Here is a 22,576-nt window from a genome sequence, read left to right as displayed (position 1 = left end):
TCTTAATCATGATACCAGCAGTATTTAGCTTTACCGGAGGCTTTCGCCATGTACAGGGCCCGGTCTGCCTTATAATAAAGATCTTCAAAGTCTGCCTGCCGGGCTTTCGCACAGGCAATCCCGATCGAACAGCTTTGTTCGAATTGTACCTCACCAAGCACCTCACTGATCTGGCTTATCAATCTTTCCGCGAATTTTTCTCCCTCTTCCTTCGTCCTTTCTCCCGGAAGAAAAATCATAAACTCGTCACCGCCGACCCTTCCCGCAATTTCCGGGGACTTTACATTGTCTGCCAGTATGCGGGATGCTTTCTTGAGTAATTCATCCCCCGCAAGATGTCCAAAGCAGTCATTCACATGCTTGAAATCATCCAGGTCAATCACAAACATCAGTCCTCCAGCTTTATCTTCTGTCAGCAGCCTGTTAATATGCAGTTCTGTATACTGCCGGTTATACAGCCCGGTCATCGAATCCAGCTGGATGCTCTTCTCCAGAACAGCGCTTCTCTTCAGAGCCTTTTCTGCAAGATTAGCAAACGTCTTCGGGTAATATTCCCCCTCCTGCTGGTAAATATATGGCACAGACTGGTGAATACTGTCAATCATCAGTTTCCCATCGGCTTCTCTGTGCACCGATGCCGTAATTCTCGTATCCATATTGATGATCACCTGTTTTCCCTCAGTATTCGTCTCACAGGCCTCAAACTCCCCATATACCACACATGCATCTTCCGTAATCTGCTTCGCCTCAAACCATTGCCTCTTGATCGTAAACTCAATCCCGCTGGCTTCTTCCTGATCCTTCTCCAGCCATTGTAAAAGTGATTCAAGATTATGATAAAACTCATGCTTTCCTGTTCCAATCACAATGATATCAGGAGAAAAATACGGAATCATGCTTTCAATCTTTACCGGATCGCCCGATATATAACTCTCCATCACACGTCCAGTCAAAAGGCTGGCTTCCCTGCATATCGAATCCTTCATATCCGCCTCCCGTGTCCTAAAATTCTGAAATCATCATAACATAAAAACGCCTGCATTGTCGACTTTATTTCTGCCTGCATTTCCAGCCTTAATTTCAGAAAATTCTGAAAACGGTCCGCAAAAGGGTCTGACCCCTTTGAACCGAATACTCCGATGCCTTCGCATTATTCCATATTCAGGTTTCCCTCCCCCTGTTCCAGATCTTTTATCCCCAAAAAGGCCGGTCTGGCAGCTACACTTAGCAGAATGATACATACAGCCGATCCGACCATAATCCACATCACATTATTTCTGAATGCATCAAAGAGTACGCCATATATAACCTGCCCAAGCGGCTGTGCACACAAGGTCACTGTTGCAACATATGCCATCACCTTCCCCAGAAGTTCATTCGGTGTCCTCTGCTGAATCAGTGATACGCAATAAATGGAAAAAATGCTGACCAGTACCTGCATAACTGCAATTGAGAGTAAAATAATCAGGTAAATCATTTTTTCATTATCAAGCAAAAACCCCATTCCCATTGGAATCATACATATCCCCACTGCCAAAGGGTATTGATACATCTTATCAGCCTTCAGCCGGCCTGCGGCGACTCCTACAATGACACTCCCTAAAATAGCTGTAAGACCGCAAACGCTTTCCGCCGCCCCCGCATATTCCGCATTCAGTCCCAGAATCGTCCGTATCATAAAGGGCATGCCTACGTTTACCGTTCCCATGATGAAAAAACTGATTGCCGATGCTGCAAGGAGGATCTTCATGATCTCGGGCCTTTCTCTTGTAATAAAGCTGAAACTGATTTTGAAATCATTTCTTATTACACGTATCCAGCTCTCATGAAGAGTTTCTTTTGTAAACGGGAGTCTGATAAAAATTTCCAGGAATGCAGTCAGGAAAAATCCAAGGACACTGACAGCAAGAACTGTTTTTACACCGAAAGCAGTATAGCATGCGCTCCCGATAAACGGGGCGATCAGCGCAGCCAGTGCCGCCACCTGGTTGACAACCGCATTCGCCTTGATGATGTTGTCCCCTGTCTGCATTTGTGGCACCGCGGCCTGCACAGTCGGGGATTCGAATGCCGCAAGTATGGAGTATGCAGTCAGCGCCGTTCCTACAATGATAACAGCATTGGATTCGCGAATCGTAAGCATCGTAAACACAGCGATTACCCCTGACAGAAAATCAAGTCCCACCATAATGTTTCTCCGGTTGGCCCGGTCGGCCAGAACACCGCCAAACGGGGACAGTATCACCGTAGGAATCATGGAGACCGCCAGAAGCCCTGCAAATATAGACGCAGAACCCGTCAGATCAAGTATATACATGGATAACGCAAACCTGAGGATCGTATTGGCGAACAGAGAACTTACCTGCCCAAAGACCAGAAGGGTAAAATTTCTGCTGAATAATTTTCCCTCTGTATTTGCTTTCATTTGACTCATAAAATTTCCTCCTATTATTTATACATGTTGTATGTATGTATTTAGTTAAAAAAATATTGCCTGGCTTGTTTGAATATTCACGATGCCGAGGAGGACGCACTGCAGCATATAATTCTTACGCTGCAATGCGGTTCCTGACCGCAGGACTCCTTATCACTCTTCCCCTGCAGTCTCAAGAACTGTCTCCAGCCGGGCAAAAGTTTCATCATCCAAGAGCGGGACCCCCAGAAAGGCACTCAAATCTTTTACCATCTCCAACCTTGCAAGCCCTTCTTCCTTGGTAAAAGGAAATATGGTCGGCACCATCCAGAAATTGGTCAGAAAAGTAAATAATTCAGCAATCTGCTTCGGATGCCTGCACTTCACAGACCCATCCCGGATGCCTTCCTCGATCAGTTCCTGATACGCCGGAACAAGCACATCCCGGTTACTCTCGATAAACTCGGCTAAAAACTTCGGATTTTCCAACAGAGAGACGGCCTGCCCGCTCAATTTACGATAATCCGTCTCCACCGTAGTGTCCTTTATGATCTGCTGCAGTTTCTGAAGCCCGTTCAGCTCCTTTTGTTGTTTCACCTTCTCAAATGGATTGTTTTCACGAAACATCTGATCCGTCAGGGCATCAATCACTTCCTCCTTTGACTTGAAATGATGGTAGAAAGCCCCACGCGTCAACCCTCCCAAGTTGTCTACGATATCAAGCACGGTCGTATTCTCATAGCCTTTTTCCATAAACAGCTTCATAGAAACCTCCAGAATCTTCTGAACCGTCTCTTCCGGGTATTTATTTCTCGGCATATTATCACCTCTTTACATACAGTTTGTATGTTTAACTTAACAGATGGTTCCGGCCTTGTCAAGTAATAAATACATTGTGTATGTAACTTATGTCAGACCCCGGCTTTTGGAATTAATGAAATTAGCATTTCCAGTGACATAAAAACTGTATAATATGATAAAATGAGAAAAGCATCTGCAAGCGGCCGGAAGGGAAGGACCTTTCAATTATTATAAGAGCTATGCAGGCCGACAAACCGAAATGATATTGTCTGAATACAAAATGTAAATCAAGGAGGATTACCCGTATGAAACGTTCCCGAATCAACCAGGTCATCAAGGACATGGAAAGCCTGATAAAAGCGCATGGATTTGAAATGCCGCCCTTTGCCTGCTGGACGCCTGAAGACTGGCACAGCACCGGCCATGAATATGATGAGATCCGCGACAATAAATTAGGGTGGGATATTACAGACTTTGGTCTTGGCAGATTTGACGAGATCGGCTTCTCACTATTCACAATCCGAAACGGCAACCTGAAGATGCCTGAGAAATATAAAAAAACATATGCCGAAAAGCTCCTGATGTTATACGAAGGCCAGACAGCGGCCATGCATTTTCATGTAAGTAAGATGGAGGATATTATCAACCGGGGCGGCAACGATGTATACATAACCGTATATAACGGTACACCGGATGAAAAAATGCTGGATACGGATGTTGTCGTATGTTCGGATGGGAAGACAGAATCCGTACCTGCCGGAACAAAAGTCTGCCTGCATCCGGGACAAAGCATTACGATCACACCGTATATGTACCATGATTTTATAGTACCTGAGACGGGCGGCCCGGTGCTTCTGGGTGAAGTTTCTATGTGCAATGATGACGATAACGATAACTTCTTCTATAATAAAGAGATCGGACGTTTCCCGGAGATCGAAGAGGATGAAGAGGCCTACCGGCTGCTTTGTAACGAATATCCTAATCCGGATTAAGAAGTTTTTAAGGCCCGCCTGTGTATCAGGAGCACAGGCGGGCTTTTACTATTTTTCTTTGAATGTATGGACCACATAGAAGCCCACCATCAGGTGGCAGCACTTCAATGCAGCTGGAAAATTAAAATAAAAAAGTTGTAACGAATTACTTTTCAAGGACACTTATAGGCAAGGAGGTAGGACATGAAAGACATGGAACAGATTTATAAGAAATATATGCCTCAGGTATATAAATATCTGTTTAGCCTTTGCCATGACACCCAGCTGACAGAAGAACTGACACAGGAAACCTTCTTCCAGGCCGTGAAGTCCATAGAAAGTTTCCGCGGGGACTGTAAGCTTTATGTCTGGCTATGCCAGATCGCGAAGCATCTGTGGTGCAGAGAATTGAAGCAAAGAGGGAGAGAAAACCTCACGGAACTAACAGAAGATATCCCCTCTCCAAAGCAGCCACCGGAATCAGCCGCAATTCAGAAAATGGATACGATTCAATTGTACAAGCTGCTTCACGCCCTCGAAGAGCCGATGAGAGAAGTCATGTATTTAAGGCTAAACGGGAATTTCAGTTTTAAGGAAATCGGGGAAATTCTGGGCAGAGACGAAAACTGGGCACGTGTAACATTTTACCGGGGCAAACAGAAAATCAGAAAGGAGAGCCATTATGAAATGTGAACTGATCCGGGACCTGCTCCCGCTGTATATCGACGGTCTGACAAGCGAAGAAAGTAACAGGGAAATCGAAAAACATCTGAAAAGTTGTAAAGAATGCAGAATCTACTATCTGGAAATGAAGGGCGAAATTCCTGAAGCTAAAGCCGTATCGGAAGAGGAAATCGAAGATGCCGGCCTGATAAAGAAGATAAAGAAAAAAAGGAAACACAGAATCACAGCCGCCTGCGCGGGCGCCGCCGCAGTACTGCTGCTTGCTATTTTCGTACTGCTTCCCCGTACCTACGGTGAAGTAAAATATGAGGATATAACATTAAGCTACGGCACAAGAGAAAACAAGGCCTATCTCCAGATGACCATAAAACCGGGACACGAAATAGTCTTTTCCGGTGAAACAAATCGTAACGGTACTTACTTTAAAGTACTGGCAGCTACACGGATTTTGAACAATGAGAGTGACAGCATGGGATGGGAAGATGAACTCGGGACGAAAGATTCCCCGTGCAAATGGACACTCGAGTTTAAAAACAAAATCCTGTACTTCGAAAACGGAGAACTAATTCAGGAAAAAAACAAATAACCACAAACAGAGCGCCCGTACCGCTTGATACAGGGCGCTTCTGTTTCATGGAGAAAATATTCGTTGTTTCAGTCAGTTTCACTCATCCTCGAATTCAAACAGTTCTTCTACTGTAACCTGAAAGATCCGGGCAATATCCATCGCCAGCTTCAATGACGGATTATAACGTCCGTTTTCCAAATGCCCGATCGTCTCGCGTCTGACCCCCACCCGTTCCGCCAGATCTGTCTGGCTTAAGTCGAATGCCAGCCGGTATTCTTTTATCTTTGTCTTTAGCATCCTACTCCTCCATATATTTTCTTTCCTGCCGGTTGATCTGCCAGAGCATAACAATGAAAATTGCCATCGCTGCCACAAAACTGATGAGATACAGCCTCATAACCAGCGTAACCATGTCAGCCGAAATATACTTTATATGTTCGAGAACCGCAACGATAACCAATATAAGACTATTGGCTGCCACTTCAAAAATAAACGCCCTGAACCCCGCTTTTCTTACATTCATCCAAAACAACTCATCAGCTGGCATATTCGTGTAAATGAAGAAAAAGAAATAAATCAGAAACAGCTGCAGCAGCCAGTCTCCTGTATTGATCCCCACTACACCGACCAGCCCAAGCCATCCTAAATAAGACAGTGGATTATGTTTTTTCGCTTTTGCCATACTAATCCCTCCTCCTGACAGGCCTGCCGCATCTTACTGTGCTCTCTTTGCAGCGCCTTTGTGTTATAAATATATCACATTTGTTGTTATAAATATATAACATAAGAAAGTAAAAGTCAATAGCAAATCACAAACTCTTATCTTTTATTTTCTACAGCTGTTTCCGGTACTCCCGCGGAGTAATTCCTGCCGCCCGCTTAAACTGCCGGATGAAATAACTCACATTTTCAAATCCGCAGTCCAGGCTCACCTCCAGCACTGTTTTGGTCGTATCCTCGAGCATCTCCTTTGCCTTTTCTATGCGGTATCCGATGAGATACTGAACAGGCGAAATATTTGCTATCTCCTTAAAGAAATGGCAGAGGTACTGCGGGTTGCACTGCGCCTCCCCGGCCAGCTGTTCCAGAGTAATCTTCTCCATATAATGCTTCTCCACATAGGAAACAATCTTTTTATACCGGTCAATCCGCTCCTTCTCCGATGCATTCAGAACACTCGCTGCCGCCACCATCCTGCGGTTCCTGTCCAGTTCATACATCATTTCAAGCAAAAAGAGCTTTGCCCGGAAATACCACCCCTCATTTTCTTCCAGTCCACACTTCGCCGCCTGATCAAACAATTCCGATATCTTCCTGTATATCCCATCCCGCGGCCCAATCACCCTCGGAAGCGAAGAAACATGTGCGAGCAGCGGTGCCGCAAACTCTTTCTGAAATTCATCCTGATAAGTAAATTCCAGTATATGAGGGTTAAAAATAAGAACGTCATGCACGGTATCCTGTCCGGTTCCCTCTATCTGATGGAGCTCTCCACTGTTTATAAAACCTATCTCCCCCTCTTGCAAAACAAAATTTTCAAGGTTCAGCTCGACTAAAAAACTTCCTTTTATAGCCTTTAAGATCTCAACATTATGATGCCAGTGTCTCTCTACATAAAAATGTTCCGGGTAAATCGTTCCCGGCCCGGTGGTAAAATGCATGGCCGTCAATGGCCGCTCCTGTGTGCCGTGCCTGACATCTTCTTCCAGAGAATGATCCTTATTCATATAAATCCTCCCGTCTCTGCACGCATTTAAGAAACATACGCAGATTTTCCACAACCTCAATATTGTGTTATTATTTTAAGTAATAATGCAAGATATTTCAATCTTTTTTTCTTATACTGATAAAAAAGTGTTACAGGCGTGCCTGTAAACAGTAATACAGATTGTATATCAGGAGGTCACGAAAATGATTCAGAAGTATGTATATGGAAGTCCATTTGAAACCGGGGCAGTTACCGAAGCCTTAGAACCCGCTTCAGGCTCCCCGAAACACGGCAGCATTTCCTTAAATAACGGTTTTCATTTCACCTGCGAAATGGAGGAGGAAGACATCGTGTATGGTCTGGGCGAGGCCAACAGAGGCATTAACAAGAGAGGTTTTCTCTATATCAGCAATTGCAGCGACGACCCAAATCACACCGAAAACAAGAATTCCTTATACGGCGCACACAATTTCATCATCGTTTCCGGACAGGAAACCTTCGGTCTTTTTCTCGACTACCCCGGCGCAATGCGGTTTGACATCGGCTATACAAGGCAGAACCGGCTGGAAATCAGCTGCGAAGATGCGGACCTTGACCTGTATGTCATCGATGGTGACAACGCCTATGATATTGTAAAACAGTTCCGTAAAATCATCGGCCAGAGCTATATCCCGCCAAAGTTTGCATTCGGATTCGGACAAAGCCGCTGGGGATATACAACCGAAGAAGATTTTAAAAATGTAGTAAAGGGATACCGCGAAAACCACATCCCAATTGATATGCTGTATATGGACATCGACTACATGGACAATTACAAAGATTTTACTGTAAACAAGGAAAACTTCCCTGACTTTAAAGGATTTGTAGATGAAATGAAGGCGGAGAATATCCATCTGATCCCTATCATTGACGCAGGTGTCAAGATTGAGGAAGGATACGATATTTATGAGGAAGGAAAAGAAAAAGGTTACTTCTGCAAACGGGAAGACGGAAGTGAATTTGTAGCCGCAGTATGGCCGGGCTGGACACATTTTCCGGATGTCCTGAATCCTGATGCCCGCGCATGGTTCGGAAGCAAGTATGAAAGACTGATCTCCCAGGGAATCGACGGATTCTGGAACGATATGAATGAACCGGCAATCTTCTGCACTCCCGAAGGAGTCGATGACCTGAAGAGCTATTTTAAAGACCTGCTTGAAAAAGAGGATGAAGTACCGGGCTTCCTCCTCAATGACAAGGTGATCGGCCTCGCCAATAATCCGGACGATTACAAACGTTTCTACCATGAGGTTAACGGAAAGAAAATCCGCCATGACAAGGTCCACAACCTGTACGGCTTCAACATGACCCGCGCGGCATCAGAAGCGTTTGAAAAAATCGTTCCTGACAAGAGAATCCTGATGTTCTCCCGCTCCTCCTACATAGGAATGCACCGTTACGGCGGAATCTGGACCGGCGACAACCAGTCCTGGTGGTCACACATCCTTCTGAACCTGAAAATGATGCCGTCCCTCAACATGTGCGGTTTCCTCTATACAGGGGCTGACTTAGGCGGTTTCGGTTCCGATACGACAAGAGACTTAGTCCTTCGCTGGCTGGCGCTCGGCGTATTCACACCGCTCATGCGCAACCACGCCGCACTCGGGACAAGAGAGCAGGAATGCTACCAGTTTGAAAACATCGAAGATTTCCGGCATGTAATCTCCGTCCGCTACCGCCTGCTGCCATACCTTTACAGCGAATACATGAAGGCCGCCTTAAACGACGATATGTATTTTAAGCCGCTCGCATTCGAATACCCGGAAGATGCAATGGCAAAACAGGTCGAGGACCAGCTCATGATCGGAAACGAAATCATGATCGCCCCCGTCTACACCCAGAATGCCGCCGGAAGATACGTCTACCTCCCGGAAAACATGAAGTTCATAAAATTCCTTCCGGACGGAAACATCTCCGAGAAAGAACTGCCAAAGGGCCACCATTATGTAGAAATCGCACTAAACGAAGTTTCCTTATTCATCCGCAGCGGAAAAAACATACCAATAGTCGATGCAGCAGAATGCGTAGAAAAAATCGATATGGGCACAAAACAAACAATCGGATATCCTGACGGCGAATATGCACTTTATGAAGACGATGGAATCTGCAAAGGGGTCTGACCCCTTTGCAGTCCGTTTTCAGAATATTCTTAAAATTCAACTCCGCAGCATATTTTCGCTGATGTTTGCGAGTATCTCCAATACTTTCTCGTTTTCATCGTTCATATGCTGTTCGAAGGCACGGAACGTGCCCTGAATCAGGACGGTAAACAGCAGGTCCTTTTCCAGATCGCCCTGATATTCCGGACAGTTACTGTATATCACTTCTTTCAGAAGCTGTTCCAGACGGTCCACAAGCAGCGGCCTTCTCGTGCCGGAATACAGGATGTCGAGCATCGGGCGCCGGGAAAGAATGGCATTTGCAATTTCCATGACACCCTCCCGCGGGTCTGAGATAAGATTTTCTGGATGGTTCATATCCTGGATTGCCGAAGTGAGCACTTCCAGCTCTAATTTTTCCGATAAATCATAGATGTCCTTATAATGCTGGTAGAAGGTGGCTTTGTTTATACAGGCCAGCTCTGCCAGCTCTTTTATCGTAATCCGTTCCAGCTCCTTTTTTGAGCGCAGTTCAATAAATGCATTGATAATGCTGTTTCTTGTCTTCTTCACTCTTAAGTCCATAGACTCCACAGTTATTCAACAATATCCCGAAAGCGTTGAATAACATACTCCTTTCAAAAATTGTCGATTGATTCCATCTCTAGATCCTTTATAATGATAATAGTACTAAGAAAAGCGACGGTAGTCAATTAAACTATTATAGTAAAAAAACAAGTACGGGAGGATAAGAATGGATTATTACGGATTTTATACGGGAAAAATATTTGATGCCTATAAATTCCTCGGATGCCGGCTCACCGGAAACAAAGCTGTATTTACTGTCTTTGCCCCTGCGGCCCAAAAGGTAGGTTTGATCGGGGAGTTCAATGGCTGGACTGAAACGCCGATGGAAAAGATTTATAACGGCCAGTTCTGGCAGATTACGCTCGACAACATGAAAGACGGTATGCTGTATAAGTACAGAATCTATAAAAACGACGGCAGCTGCACAGACCACTGCGACCCATACGGCTACGGAATGGAACTCCGCCCGCAGAGCGCTTCCGTTGTGCGTGACCTGAACAGTTATACCTTCCACGATGAAAAATGGATGAAAAAAAGAACCGACTGCAAGAACAGTCCCCTCAATATTTATGAAATGCACCTCGGTTCCTGGAAAATGAATAAAAATGACGAAAATGGCTGGTATACTTATGCCGAAACGGCTGACCTGCTCATTCCTTATCTCAAAGAATACGGTTACAACTATGTCGAAGTCCTTCCCGTCAGCGAGCACCCCTCGGACGATTCCTGGGGCTATCAGGGCACCGGCTATTTCAGTCCCACCTCCAGATACGGAACGGTAAACGACCTGAAATACTTTATTGATCAATGTCATTTAAATGATATCGGTGTCATACTGGACTTCGTTCCGGTCCATTTTGCAGTCGATAACTACGCCCTTGCTGATTTCGACGGAACACAGCTTTATGAGTACCCGAACAGCGACGTCAGTGTCAGCTCCTGGGGAAGCAAAAACTTCAACCATTCCAGAGGTGAGGTCCAGAGTTTCCTGCAGTCCAACGCAAATTACTGGCTTGCAGAATATCATTTCGACGGACTGCGCATGGATGCCATCAACAATATCATTTACTGGCAGGGCGACCCCCAGCGGGGAATCAACGTAAATGCCACCGAATTTCTGAAAAACATGAATCGCTATATCAAGGAAACTTACCCGACTGTCATTCTGGCCGCAGAAGATTCCAGCGCTTACGCAGGAGTTACAAAAAAGACGGAAGAAGGCGGTCTTGGGTTTGATTACAAATGGGACATGGGGTGGATGAACGATACACTGGAATATTTCCGCACAGATCCGCTCTACCGCGGCAGGGACTATCACAAACTAACCTTTTCCATGCAGTATTATTATGACGAACATTTCCTGCTGCCGTTTTCACACGATGAAGTTGTCCACGGGAAGGCAACCATCATCCAAAAAATGTTCGGTGAATACGACGGGAAATTCCCGCAGGCACGGGCCCTGTACCTCTATATGATGACGCATCCCGGAAAGAAACTGAACTTCATGGGAACCGAACTGGCCATGTTCCGAGAGTGGGATGAAAAACGGGAACTGGACTGGGATATCCTCAAGTATCCCCTTCATGATGCCTTCCACCATTACATCCAGTCACTCAACAAGCTTTATCTGGAGCATCCGTCCCTGTCCGCTCTTGACTTTGACAGGTCCGGCTTCCAGTGGCTCGACTGCCATCAGGAGGAAAAGGCCATCTATGCCTTCATGCGCTCCGACGGAAAAGAAAAAACCGCCGCAGTATTCAATTTCTCCGGGGAAGATATCGAAGATTATGAATTACCAGTTGGGGAAGGACACGAACTGAAACTGCTGATCGCAAGCGATATGGACTGCTATGGCGGAGAAACTTCTTATAAAAAAGGCCAAAGCTGGAAGATCAAAAACGGAAAGGCTGTTCTGAAAATGCCTGCATTTTCTGGAAAACTGCTAGATTTAAAATAAGTTTTTCAGCATAATTTTATATAGGAAAGAAGAAAAAGGCGGGTGCTCTACTGCATCTGCCTTTTCCATACATTTTTATTCTGATTTTTATTTTTCGCATTTTGACCGAAAAAAACACCATCCCCGCGGCTCTGGACTCCGCGAAAACAGTGCTTCAAGTGCGCGATCAGGGGTTCGAACCCTGGACACCCTGATTAAGAGTCAGGTGCTCTACCAACTGAGCTAATCGCGCATATTTCTTAATTTTTGTCTGCATCCTTTAACTGTGACGCAAGTGATATTATATATGATAAAAAATAAAAATGCAACCCCTTTTTTAACATTTTTTTATTTTTTTCTAAATTTTTTTATATAATATCACTTGGTCCGCTATCCGGCGACAGGAAACATCCCGGATTATGTACTTTTATATGTCTCTCTTCCTTCTTCCGAAGTGATGTCCGCACACCAGCATTTCAATATTATCTATCAGGAATAATCACCGCTTGCCCGGATGTCTTCCAGCACGGCCCCGAATGATTCGAGTGGTTCGAACCTGACATCATATGGATACTGCGGATAGTCCCAGTCCAGTTTATGGATGTCTCTGACTTTTACGCTCATGACGCGTTTCAGCAAAAGCAGTGTCATTTCATCCCTGACGGCCCGGTAAGAATCGTCATGGTAAAGATTATGGAGTTCGTGCGGATCTTTCTCAAGATCGTACAGTTCACCGAGGTCATCTGCATAAACAGAAAGTTTCAGGTTTCCCTTCCTGATCATCGCTCCCGGTCCGAACGAGGTTGGGGCATGGGGCGCCGTTATGGTGAAGCCCTCGATTGGTTCCTGACAGGTCGGGCATCCGCCTCCTGCCTCGCAGAGAATGGTGTCCCTGCCGGTATCATCGCCTGCGTCCAGAGCCTGTACCCAGGATCTGCCCACCATTGTCGGGGGAATCTGTACGCCCAGTATTTCAAGCAGGGTAGGAACCATATCTACTTCCTCAGTCAGCCCACTGAACACGGTATTTTTCCATCGTCCGTCCGGATGGACAAGGATGGCCGGAATATGGGAAAGACATTCATAGAATGTCGGATTTTTGTGGGTCATCCTGTAGTCTCCCAGCAGTTCTCCATGATCAGAAAAAAACAGAATCACTGTCTTTTTATCCTGACCGTTTTCTTTTAGTGCATCGCAAAGTCTTCCCACATTGTCATCCACATACCTGATCTGTCCCATATAATGTGCGATTGCCTTTTTCAGGTCATCTTCCGTGCACTGATCCATCTCCGAGTGCACACGGAACACCTCATTTTTTACCGGCTGGCTTTTACTGTCATAAGCATAGAAGCTCTCCGGCACATCGATTTCTGAAGGATCGAACATGGTATCATATGGACCCGGACAGCAGAACGCCGGGTGGGGGTCCTGATAATTTATCCACAGAAAGTACGGTTCCTCCCCGGAGTTTTCCACAAACTGAATTGCTTCTGTCGTCAGTTTGTGGGTAATGTTGAAAGGATGGTCTTTTTCCAGAGTAAAAGAGGAATAAGAATGTTCATATTTGGGATGTCCATCGTAATTGCCCAGACAGACTTCGTCCAGACTGTCCCAGAGCTTTGGCAGTTCCGAGTATGTGAATAAATGGTTTTTCCCAAACATCCCTGTTCTGTACCCGGCCTGTTTCAGTGATGTGACGATATTCGGCACGGACGGGGAGATCGTGGACCAGTAATTTCTGTGATTATGCTCTGAAAAATACGTGCTTGTCGCGAAACTGCATCTGCTCGGTCCGCAAAGCGGAGCCGCACAGTACATATTTTTAAACCGGACGCCGTTCTGTGCCAGGGCATCGATATGTTTTGTGCCTATTGTACTGTGCCCGTAGCATCCCAGATAATCGGCGCGCATCTGGTCCGGGGTTATGATAATTAAATTATACTTTTCCATGCTACCACCATTTTATCAGGTCCGTTACTTGATTACGAAGTGCTACAAATTCCGGATCAGATACCTTTCTCGGACGGGGGAGATCGTTAATGATTTCCGTTTTGATATGAGTTGGTTTATTTGTCAGGACGATAATCCTGTCAGACAGATAAACAGCTTCCTCTATATTATGTGTGATGAACAGGACCGTTGTTCTGATTTCCTTCCACATTTTCAGCAATTCATCCTCCAATTTATACTTTAGTGTCAGATCAAGCTGCCCATATGGCTCATCCATCAGGAGTAAATCCGGCTCTATGGCAAATGCTCTCGCGATAACCACCCTCTGGAGCATACTCGCCGACAGCTGGCTGGGATAATAATTCCGGTATTTGTCAAGCCCTACCATCCGGATTACATAATCAGAGCGTTCCTTTAGCTTATCCGGCGGGAACTTCTTGGCTTTCAGCCCGAATTCCACATTTTCCTGAATATTGAGCCACTCCATTGTAGAATACTCCTGAAAAATATATGCCAGATTATGTTTCTTCGGATGGATATCCTCGCCGTCTACCTGAATACTGCCTTTATTGATGTCATAAACCTTTGTCAGGGAGTTCAGAAACGTTGTTTTTCCGCACCCGGTAGGCCCTACGATACACAGGAATTCTCCGTCGTATACATCAAAGGAAATGTTGTCCAGTACCAGCAGGTCGCCGAATGCCTTGGTCAGTTCCTTTACTTCCACTTTCACCCTTTTCTCATCCATTTTAACCCTGCACCTCCTCTTCGGCCACATTCCCCTCCACGCACTGTGTAATCTCTTCGCGCAGTGCCAGAAATGCCTCGCTTGTATAGTCTCTCGGCCTCGGCAGGCCGATGATGTATTCTTTCTTAACCGAAGCAGGCATTTCTGTGAGCACAACGATCCTGTCCGCCAGATAAATTGCCTCTTCCACATTGTTCGTCACAAATACGACTGTACGTTTTTCTTTGGAGCAGATTTTCTCAATCTCTTCCTCCATCAGATACCTGGTCTGTGCATCCAGATGGCCGAACGGCTCGTCCATGAATATCACATCCGGGTTGTTGCAGTAGGCACGGGCAATCCCCACCCGCTGCTGCATGCCGCCTGAGAGCTTGACCGGATAGCTGTCCTCGAACCCGGTCAGGCCGACTAAGTCAATATAGTACTGGGCTCTTTTTTTCCACTCTTCCTTCTTAACCCCCTGCATCCTTGGTCCGAAAGATACATTCTTCATAACGCTCATCCACGGGAACAGTGCAGTTGTCTGATAGACCATCCCGCGGTCACAGCTCGGCCCGTCCACCTTTTTCCCATTCACCTCTATCTCCCCTCCGGTTGCATCTACAAGGCCCGCCAGCAGGTTCAGGATGGTTGTCTTCCCGCACTGTCCCGGCCCGAACAGGACCAGAAACTCGTTTTCCTTTACTTCAAGGTTTAGATTCCGGATAACCTCATTCACTTCATCCTGTTTTCTATTTTTTGCATAAAAAGTTTTACAGAGATCCTTACATCTGACTGTTACTTTCCCCTTACCGTCCATGAACATAATCTCCTTTCTAAAACTCTCATAATATTAGCTAGTGCGAACCCGATGATTGCTATGGAAATCATGCCGACCAGAATCAAAACGGTATCCCCTGTGTTCATTCCCATATTGATAATCCATCCTGCCCCCTCATAGGAGCTGATCATCTCCGCCGCCAGAACTGCCATCCAGGATGTGGACAGGGAAACCTGCAGCCCTGCGAATATGTATGGTGTGGCGCTCGGGAGGATGATGTTCACAAAAATCTGGAACTTATTCGCGCCCAGAAGTTCTGCCGCCCCGACCAGTGTCTGATCGACTTTGTTTGTGCCGTCATAAGAGTTCAGCACAATATTAGCAAAACCACCCATAAAGATGATAAAATATTTTGTCGTCTCGCCGATTCCAAACCAGAGGATTGCCAGCGGTATCCACGCCAGTCCCGGGATCGGGCGGATAATATTGAAAATGGGCCTGACGATTGCATTGACTGTTTTGGAGTATCCCATTGCAACCCCCAGGATAATTCCTGTTACAGAGGACAGACCGAACCCCACAAATACGCGCTTCAGACTATACAGTACATGCATCTGGAGCGTATACTTCCCAATCGGGACTGACAGTGACTCGGCGAATCTGGAAAAGACTTTCTGGGGAGTCGGAAAGAACAGCGACACCTTTGTATAGGAGGCCGCAAAGTACCATATTAAAAACACGCTTAAAATCGCCGCCGCCCCAATACCCACGGCAAGGCTTTTTTCCTTTGTCTTCATCTTCTACCTCCTCACGAATTTCTTTTCCAGAAATTCCAACGTTCCTGTCAGAATTGCACCGACTCCGGCAATGACAAGCATCCCCATCACAATGATGTCCGGGCGGCCGATCGTCCTTGCAATCTGCAGCATGTATCCAAGTCCTTTCGTAGCCGCCACGAGTTCGGCAGCTACCAGCGTCATCCATGCAACCCCGAGAGAAACCCGCAGGCCCGTAAAGATCATGGGCAGTGCCGTCGGGATAGCTATCTTCCGGAGGATTTCAAATTTTGTCAGCCCAAAGGTTTTTCCCACATTGATATGTACTTCACTCGTCTGCTTAATGCCTGAATAGGAATTGATAATGCAGGGAATGACTGCGGACACGAAGATAACCATTGCTTTCGATTTAAGGTCAATGCCCAGCAGGAGGATCATAATCGGAACCCAGCCAATCGGGGGGATCGGCCTTATAAGGTCGAAAATAGGTTTTACAAACAGATCCACGGGCTTATACCAGGCCATCAGAATTCCAAGCGGGATTCCCACGATTGCACCGAGCACATAGCCGGTCAGGGCCACCTGCAGACTTGCCGCAACATGGACCAGTAAGACAGAGCCGTCCGGGGACGGGTTTACCAGTTTGATAAAAAATGCCTGAAATGTCTTGATGGGACTCGGCATGGAGTACACCGGAAATAAATGGAATACGTCTGTCACCAGCTCCCACAGGACAAAAAAGCATATCATGGAAATTGCGGAAATGACCATATATTTTTTGTTCTTCTTCATTTTATCCAGCCTTTCATTTCTTTTATGTCTGTTACAGGAGGATGCCGGGTAAATGACCATTCACATGCCCGGCATCCTGTCTCTTTATTTCAAAGCTTCATCAAGAAATTCTGAAGTTGTGTTATTTTTTACAGTTTCTACTTTATCGCCGTCGAGTTTATCCTGAGATACCATGAATTCGGCGTAAGCTGCCTCATAATCGCCCAGTTTTAATGCTTTTGCATCTTCTGTTGTCACAAACGGCTTTAAGTCGCATTCTGCCTGGATATCTTCATCTGTAGCAGACCCGCCGTTGTCGTTGTACCATTTCTTAACAGCCTCGAACTTCTTGTCCGGGTTTGCCTCCAGTTCGTCGTTTACTTCATAGAGTGTCTTTAAAAATGCCGGGATAACAGCCTTAATCTCTTCATTGTTATATGCCTTGTCTGTTAAAGTGATTTCCTCATAAAGCTGCAGCCCTAACTGGTCGAGGTCCGCCACTTTTACCATCGTATCGTCTGTCTGGAAACAATAAGGTGAGGTGAGCGCCGCCACATCGGCCTGTCCGCCCTTGAAAGCCTGATAGCACTGTGCAAATTCCATATGTACCATCTGTACGTCTGTCTCCGGCACGCCGATGGCCTCCAGCCATTTTGTCACGGCGAGCTGTCCGGTCGTTCCGGTTGTCTGTACGATCTTCACTCCTTTGACTGTATCCGGTGATCCGAGTACATCCGGGTAGTCCGGGTTAGTCCCCTTCACACCTGCGAGTGCAGAATCTTTGTAGGCCCAGATTTCATTGCCGCCGGTCCCGTTGATATGGCTCGCGATAACATGAGCGTCAAAATTGGCAACTCCAAATACAAACGCTCCACCGATTGTTGCCACATCATAGGAATCGGATGCGATCGCTTCGTTCATTGGCGCCCCTGTCGGGAACATGACAGGTTCAATCTTAAATCCGTTTGCCTCATCCAGCTTGTTATCGATGATGTAGCCGATCTGTGAAGAAATATAAAACGGCATAACCGCCACCCGGACCACCGGGAGTTCTCCGGAATCCGTATCCTCTTTCGCATCCGAAGCCTCTGTTTTCCCCTGTTTTTCTTCCGTTTTTCCTCCCGACTGGCAGCCAACCAGACATGAGAGTGCCAAAGTCATTGCCAAAAATCCCGCCAATACTCTTTTCTTCATAACCTTTCTCCTTTATTCCTTTTATTTTAAACAAGACAATTCTTGTTTAATTCCCTCTGTTCTGCGTCTCAAATGCCTCCCGGAACAGCTCCCGGTCTACATTTTTATCTACATTTGGAAGTCCGAGAGGCGGTATATTTCCGATCGCCGCCATATACTCCGCATATTTTATTTCAAAATCGCCAAACTTCTCTATGTCGTAATTTTTCCTTGTCACTAAAATCTTGTCCTTACATTCCATCTCCAGAATATCCTTAGAAACCGACTGTCCCTGTTTCAGATACCAGCTTTCACCGGAGGCAGCCTTCTCTCTGGAGTCAGCTTCCAGTATCTCATTTGCATATAAAAGACATTCCATAAAACGTACCAGAGATTCTCGTTTTTCCTCATGCGCCTTTTTAGTCGCCAGAATTACCTCATATATTTCCGTATGCAGTGACTCGGTGTCGGCCACCTTCTTAAACCCTTCCTTCAGGGCCATATAAGAATAAGGTGCGCTGAGCACAACCGCATCGCCCTCACCATCCAGAAACCTGTTGTAGGTATCCTGAAAGTCCCCGTAAGCAAGTTTTACAGAGCCCTTCTTGACTCCGATCGATTCCAGCCATTTCATCCCCAGATACTGCTGGGTCGTGTTGCTCTTCATCAGAATCCGGCATCCCTTCACCGTATCGAGGTCCCCGTATACCTGCGGATAAGTCGGGTTAAAGCCTTTCACGTCCAGTATCCGGCTGCTGTTTCTTGCATAAACCGCATCCCCGCCCGTGGACCGGATATGTTCCCCGATCACAACACCCTTGTTCTCCACCAGAGGGTACAGAAACGCCGCGCCTGTCGTGGCAACATCATACTTATCCTTTTCAATATCCACGATCTGCTCCGCCCCAGACGGATATTCCACCGGAACCAGCTTCAAACCAAATTCCTCGTCCAGACCATGCTCCATAATATAGCCGACAGGTGAACTGATGTAATACTGCTGTACCGCAACCCGAAGCTCAGCCAGCTCTTCTTTATCCGCCGGCCGGCCCTGCCGGTCCACATCATCCGTCACATTCCTGCCACATGCAAAAATTCCGATCGCTAAAATGACAGAACCCAATAACAGTACTTTTCTCTTCATCTCTATCTCCCTGTCTCTAATAATATCTTACCGGATCTGCAGAAAAATCCAACACACAGAACTGTAAGCATCTTGCACTTTTCTGACTTCTTAAAAGAAATGCTTCTTGGTTATTAACACAAAAACGACTTTTTGTCGGGATTCTGCAAAGGGGTCTGACCCCTTTACCGCTTCTTTTGGTAAAAGAACGGATTCACACCCATTACCTTTTTGAATACCCTCGAAAAGTAGGACAAGTTGGAGTACCCGACCTTCTCAGCTACTTCATATACCTTCAGATCGGTGTTGGTGAGTAGTTCCACAGCTTTTTGAATCCGGCAGTTTGTCAGATAACTATTATAGGTAGACCCTGTTTCGGCCTTGAACAGCCTGCAGAAATAGTCTGCATTGATATTCACGTAATCAGCGACTTCTGTCAGTGATTCGATGAAAGCGTAATTGTCCACAGTATAAGCAATCGCTGATTTCACGTATTCGGAGTATGCTTTCTCGCCGACTACCATTGTGCCTTTCAGTTCCCGCAGGAAGGTATCCATTTCTTTCCTGAGCTGCTCCAGACTCCCGGCGCCTTCAATTCCATCCCTGGTCTTTCTGCATAGTTCCTCCAGCCCGCGGCCGGCGAACTCCATCTTCGACACTTTGTATGCATCCACCATATCTGTGAAGCATCCCCGCACCTGATCCAGATCCAGGACCTGTGCCTTCGTAAGCTCTTTGTACAGGTCTGCAATATATCCCTTTGCCTCCTCCTGACGGTCTTTGCGGATCATCGATATTACATTTTTCCGAATGCCCTTTATCTTCTGAAGACCGGCCTCCTGATTCTCTTCCTTGTACAAAAATACACCCTGGCGGTTCTCATAGAATCCGAGGTTCAGTGCCATCCTCGCACGCCGGCATGCCTCCGGGATTTCTTCCGTAAAACCGGAAAACCCGACCCCCGTTTCTTTCAGAAGCGCCAGATTCTTACAAAATGCCATCGCCTCACCAAAACATGCCCCCGTAGAATAGCTGTTTTTATAGCTGCATACCCAGACCGAAATATCTTTCTCATAAAAACAAGGCTCGATTCTCAGCACAAATGCATTCAGAAAGCTTTCAAATACCGCCTTGTCCGATTCCTTCTCTGCAAAAGCAGCCGCAAAGATGTGCTCTCCCTCTTTCTTTTTCACCGGAAATGTTTCTGTCAGATGAGGGTTCGTAAGCAGGTCCTTGATGTACTGGGGTTTTTCCACCTCTTTGCGGCTCTTTTTACTTTCGTGATAATTTTCCATGATCTGCCCGAGCACTTCTGCCGTAATCTCATTTTTTAACACATACTCATTCGCCTGATATTTAATCGCCTCTCTGGCATATTCAAACTCACTATATGAAGTCAGCATCACGACATATGTCTCCCCGCATGAATCCTTGATCTTCTGCAGAAGCTCAAGCCCTCCCATTTTTGGCATTTTAATGTCCGTTACAACCATGTCGAACGGCTCCTTTGAAAACATCTCCCACGCATCCTTGCCATTTGGCGCAGTACATACCTCATTTGTATTTCCTTCCAGTGCTGATATGGACATCTTCAGCCATTCACGGATTGGAAGTTCATCATCCACAATCAATATTCTCATTCTTTTACCCTCCATGCTTATGTAAAACCGGTCCTTACACCCCTGACCTATTCCAGCACCGGAATCTTAACGATAATCCGGGCGCCATCCTCATAATTTGTATCAATGCTTAAGCCGTATTTTTTTCCGAAGTTCATCTTAATCCGCTCCCGGATATTATTCATCCCGATCATGTTCGACTGCTCCTTAGAACGGATTTTCCTGCTCAGTTCCATGTAATTCTCATCCGTAAATCCTACGCCGTCATCCGTTACCGTAATCAGCATATCGCCATCGCACACCTGAAAACTGACCGTTACGTGGATCGCATCCACCTCATCATCCAGACCGTGGAAAAGCGAATTCTCGACAAGAGGTTCCAGAATCATTCTGAGTACCTTTTTCTGATACAGTTCCTGCGGACATATAATTTCGAGTGAAAACTGATCTCCGTACCGGTATTTCTGCAGGATTGAATAATCCTCCAGAAACTTGATCTCCTGCGACACATCCACAAATTCACTCTTATATGACAAAATATATTTCAAAATCGAAGTGAACGCATCAATGATCCCGATCGCCCCCTGTTTATTCCCCATATCCACAAGACAGCGGATGGAAAACAGAGTATTATAGAGGAAATGCGGACTCATCTGTGACTGCATAAATCCCATCTCCGCGGCCCGCTTCTTTTTCTCCGAATCTTTAATCGCGGTCACAAGACTCCTGATCCTCTGGTTCATATAATTGCATTCCTCGCAGATCGTGTTAATCTCACGCCACCCCGCGGCCTCGAATTTCTGGTCATTTTTTTCAGATTTCCCCACCTTCTCCAGTTCATGCACCAGCTCCCCGAGCGGCCTTGTTGTCCTGTGGGAAATGTAGAAGCAGACCAGCATACTGACCGAGAAAATGATCAGCCCAATCATCACCATCCTCCTCTGTATGGATTTCACGTCTCCCAGAAGTAGTTCGAGCGGAATCTCCTCCACCAGAATCCAGTTCAGCTCCTGATTTTTATAGATGGAAAACAGATATTTCTTCTGACTTTTCTCGATGATATTATAATTCTGCTCCCGGAACATCTCATTCATGACATCCATATCGTAAAAACGAATTCCTATCAGTTCTTTATTCCTGTGCGATACGATATTCCCAATATTGTCCACAATGTAGATATCGTTTTTATCAGACAGTGACTCAAACACCTGGCTGAAATTCTTCTCGTATATATTAAAAAGGAACAATCCGATAAAATCCCCGTTTTCATCCGTCATCGTCCGTGCAATCGAAACGATACTCTTCCCCTGACTGTCCTCATATGTAGAAATCCATTTTTCTTTCTCTTCCAGCACATCGAGAAACCACAGCTTATTCCTGTAATCTGCCAGTGACTGTGCATTTTTCGCCGGACCCGTACTGTAGGTATACCCGTTTTCCATGAGAAAAGAATAGTAAAAATCAAGCCCTGTCGCAGCCTGGGTCATTCCTGATAAACTTTCTATATTTTTGAAATTCTCCAGTATCTTTTCCTGCTCCTCCCTGGTATAGCTTCCCTCGTGGTAGAGATCTGTCAGATTTTCATTATAAAAATACAGGTTCGATAACATCTCTGCGTTAGATTTAATTGCCGAAACCTTCTCAGAAATCTGGGTCAGTACATCCACTCTGGAATTAGAAATTTTCTGTACCATCAGTCTCTCAAACATCTGGAAAGAAATAATCCCGCTGATACCCAGCGTACAGATAATAATACTTGCAGATAAAATAATCAGAATTGTCTTCAGTTTTAAGGGGCGGCGGTGTTTTCTCATATTAACTTCTCCCATCGGATAAAATAACTATCAAA

The 22,576-nt window shown here is 45.8% G+C and carries 21 protein-coding genes and 1 tRNA gene; 5 read left to right on the top strand and 17 right to left on the bottom strand.

Annotated features, from left to right (window positions below):
• Positions 1 to 2 precede the first annotated feature (2 nt).
• From ABIN22_RS12225 to ABIN22_RS12215, 3 genes are all read right to left on the bottom strand, one after another.
• On the bottom strand, positions 3 to 986 hold the full coding sequence (locus ABIN22_RS12225; RefSeq protein ID WP_118622266.1) for a diguanylate cyclase domain-containing protein: 984 nt from the start codon (positions 984 to 986) through the stop codon (positions 3 to 5).
• A gap of 164 nt (positions 987 to 1,150) precedes the next feature.
• Positions 1,151 to 2,434: an MFS transporter gene (locus ABIN22_RS12220; protein ID WP_346908945.1), complete on the bottom strand. Its 1,284-nt coding sequence runs from the start codon at positions 2,432 to 2,434 to the stop codon at positions 1,151 to 1,153.
• 153 nt (positions 2,435 to 2,587) lie between these two features.
• On the bottom strand, positions 2,588 to 3,232 hold the full coding sequence (locus ABIN22_RS12215) for a TetR/AcrR family transcriptional regulator (RefSeq protein ID WP_346908943.1): 645 nt from the start codon (positions 3,230 to 3,232) through the stop codon (positions 2,588 to 2,590).
• Between the two features lie 287 nt (positions 3,233 to 3,519).
• Here ABIN22_RS12215 and ABIN22_RS12210 point away from each other — a divergent pair, with 287 nt between their 5' ends.
• The 3 genes from ABIN22_RS12210 to ABIN22_RS12200 all read left to right on the top strand — a co-directional run bounded on the left by ABIN22_RS12210 (position 3,520) and on the right by ABIN22_RS12200 (position 5,455).
• The gene (locus ABIN22_RS12210; RefSeq protein ID WP_346908941.1) at positions 3,520 to 4,206 is read left to right on the top strand and encodes a D-lyxose/D-mannose family sugar isomerase; all 687 of its coding nucleotides are present in this window, start codon (positions 3,520 to 3,522) and stop codon (positions 4,204 to 4,206) included.
• 183 nt (positions 4,207 to 4,389) lie between these two features.
• Positions 4,390 to 4,878, top strand: coding sequence for an RNA polymerase sigma factor (locus ABIN22_RS12205; protein WP_118622258.1), 489 nt, complete (start codon positions 4,390 to 4,392; stop codon positions 4,876 to 4,878).
• A complete protein-coding gene (locus ABIN22_RS12200; protein ID WP_346908939.1) occupies positions 4,868 to 5,455 on the top strand; it encodes a zf-HC2 domain-containing protein in 588 nt (195 codons plus the stop codon). Before ABIN22_RS12205 ends, ABIN22_RS12200 begins: the two co-directional genes overlap by 11 nt.
• Before the next feature lie 78 nt (positions 5,456 to 5,533).
• Here ABIN22_RS12200 and ABIN22_RS12195 read toward each other — a convergent pair whose 3' ends face one another.
• From ABIN22_RS12195 to ABIN22_RS12185, 3 genes are all read right to left on the bottom strand, one after another.
• Positions 5,534 to 5,734 (bottom strand): helix-turn-helix transcriptional regulator, encoded by a 201-nt coding sequence (locus ABIN22_RS12195; RefSeq protein WP_109732858.1) that lies wholly within the window; start codon positions 5,732 to 5,734, stop codon positions 5,534 to 5,536.
• 1 nt (position 5,735) lies between these two features.
• Complete coding sequence (locus ABIN22_RS12190; protein WP_118622254.1) at positions 5,736 to 6,119, bottom strand: DUF3796 domain-containing protein; 384 nt, start codon at positions 6,117 to 6,119, stop codon at positions 5,736 to 5,738.
• Positions 6,120 to 6,270: 151 nt separating this feature from the next.
• On the bottom strand, positions 6,271 to 7,164 hold the full coding sequence (locus ABIN22_RS12185) for a helix-turn-helix transcriptional regulator (RefSeq protein WP_346908936.1): 894 nt from the start codon (positions 7,162 to 7,164) through the stop codon (positions 6,271 to 6,273).
• 184 nt (positions 7,165 to 7,348) lie between these two features.
• On the opposite strand from ABIN22_RS12185, the gene ABIN22_RS12180 reads away from it, so the two are divergent.
• Positions 7,349 to 9,304, top strand: coding sequence for a glycoside hydrolase family 31 protein (locus tag ABIN22_RS12180; RefSeq protein ID WP_118622250.1), 1,956 nt, complete (start codon positions 7,349 to 7,351; stop codon positions 9,302 to 9,304).
• Positions 9,305 to 9,340: 36 nt separating this feature from the next.
• On the opposite strand, the gene ABIN22_RS12175 is transcribed toward ABIN22_RS12180, so the two are convergent.
• Positions 9,341 to 9,868 (bottom strand): TetR/AcrR family transcriptional regulator, encoded by a 528-nt coding sequence (locus ABIN22_RS12175; protein ID WP_109732854.1) that lies wholly within the window; start codon positions 9,866 to 9,868, stop codon positions 9,341 to 9,343.
• Positions 9,869 to 10,037: 169 nt separating this feature from the next.
• Here ABIN22_RS12175 and glgB point away from each other — a divergent pair, with 169 nt between their 5' ends.
• Positions 10,038 to 11,828, top strand: coding sequence for a 1,4-alpha-glucan branching protein GlgB (gene glgB / locus ABIN22_RS12170; protein ID WP_346908934.1), 1,791 nt, complete (start codon positions 10,038 to 10,040; stop codon positions 11,826 to 11,828).
• 159 nt (positions 11,829 to 11,987) lie between these two features.
• Here the strand turns inward: glgB and ABIN22_RS12165 are convergent.
• The 10 genes from ABIN22_RS12165 to ABIN22_RS12120 all read right to left on the bottom strand — a co-directional run bounded on the left by ABIN22_RS12165 (position 11,988) and on the right by ABIN22_RS12120 (position 22,541).
• Positions 11,988 to 12,060: transfer RNA gene (locus ABIN22_RS12165), tRNA-Lys, on the bottom strand.
• 236 nt (positions 12,061 to 12,296) lie between these two features.
• Complete coding sequence (locus ABIN22_RS12160) at positions 12,297 to 13,757, bottom strand: sulfatase family protein (RefSeq protein ID WP_346908932.1); 1,461 nt, start codon at positions 13,755 to 13,757, stop codon at positions 12,297 to 12,299.
• Between the two features lies 1 nt (position 13,758).
• A complete protein-coding gene (locus tag ABIN22_RS12155; RefSeq protein WP_109732851.1) occupies positions 13,759 to 14,505 on the bottom strand; it encodes an ABC transporter ATP-binding protein in 747 nt (248 codons plus the stop codon).
• A gap of 1 nt (position 14,506) precedes the next feature.
• The gene (locus tag ABIN22_RS12150) at positions 14,507 to 15,310 is read right to left on the bottom strand and encodes an ABC transporter ATP-binding protein (protein WP_109732850.1); all 804 of its coding nucleotides are present in this window, start codon (positions 15,308 to 15,310) and stop codon (positions 14,507 to 14,509) included.
• Positions 15,283 to 16,062: an ABC transporter permease gene (locus ABIN22_RS12145; RefSeq protein ID WP_109732849.1), complete on the bottom strand. Its 780-nt coding sequence runs from the start codon at positions 16,060 to 16,062 to the stop codon at positions 15,283 to 15,285. Before ABIN22_RS12145 ends, ABIN22_RS12150 begins: the two co-directional genes overlap by 28 nt.
• 3 nt (positions 16,063 to 16,065) lie before the next feature.
• Positions 16,066 to 16,833 (bottom strand): ABC transporter permease, encoded by a 768-nt coding sequence (locus tag ABIN22_RS12140; RefSeq protein ID WP_109732902.1) that lies wholly within the window; start codon positions 16,831 to 16,833, stop codon positions 16,066 to 16,068.
• Between the two features lie 84 nt (positions 16,834 to 16,917).
• Complete coding sequence (locus ABIN22_RS12135; protein WP_346908928.1) at positions 16,918 to 18,006, bottom strand: ABC transporter substrate-binding protein; 1,089 nt, start codon at positions 18,004 to 18,006, stop codon at positions 16,918 to 16,920.
• 46 nt (positions 18,007 to 18,052) lie between these two features.
• Positions 18,053 to 19,129 carry an ABC transporter substrate-binding protein gene (locus ABIN22_RS12130; RefSeq protein ID WP_346908926.1) on the bottom strand — a complete coding sequence of 359 codons (1,077 nt, stop codon included), beginning with the start codon at positions 19,127 to 19,129 and terminating at the stop codon, positions 18,053 to 18,055.
• 164 nt (positions 19,130 to 19,293) lie between these two features.
• Positions 19,294 to 20,748, bottom strand: a complete 1,455-nt coding sequence (locus ABIN22_RS12125; RefSeq protein ID WP_346908924.1) for a response regulator transcription factor — start codon at positions 20,746 to 20,748, stop codon at positions 19,294 to 19,296.
• Positions 20,749 to 20,795: 47 nt separating this feature from the next.
• Positions 20,796 to 22,541: a sensor histidine kinase family protein gene (locus tag ABIN22_RS12120; protein ID WP_181368799.1), complete on the bottom strand. Its 1,746-nt coding sequence runs from the start codon at positions 22,539 to 22,541 to the stop codon at positions 20,796 to 20,798.
• Positions 22,542 to 22,576 lie beyond the last annotated feature (35 nt).

Source organism: Faecalicatena orotica (genome assembly GCF_905197545.1).
Taxonomy (GTDB): domain Bacteria; phylum Bacillota; class Clostridia; order Lachnospirales; family Lachnospiraceae; genus Faecalicatena_A; species Faecalicatena_A orotica.
This window is presented reverse-complemented; position numbering and strand designations above follow the sequence as displayed.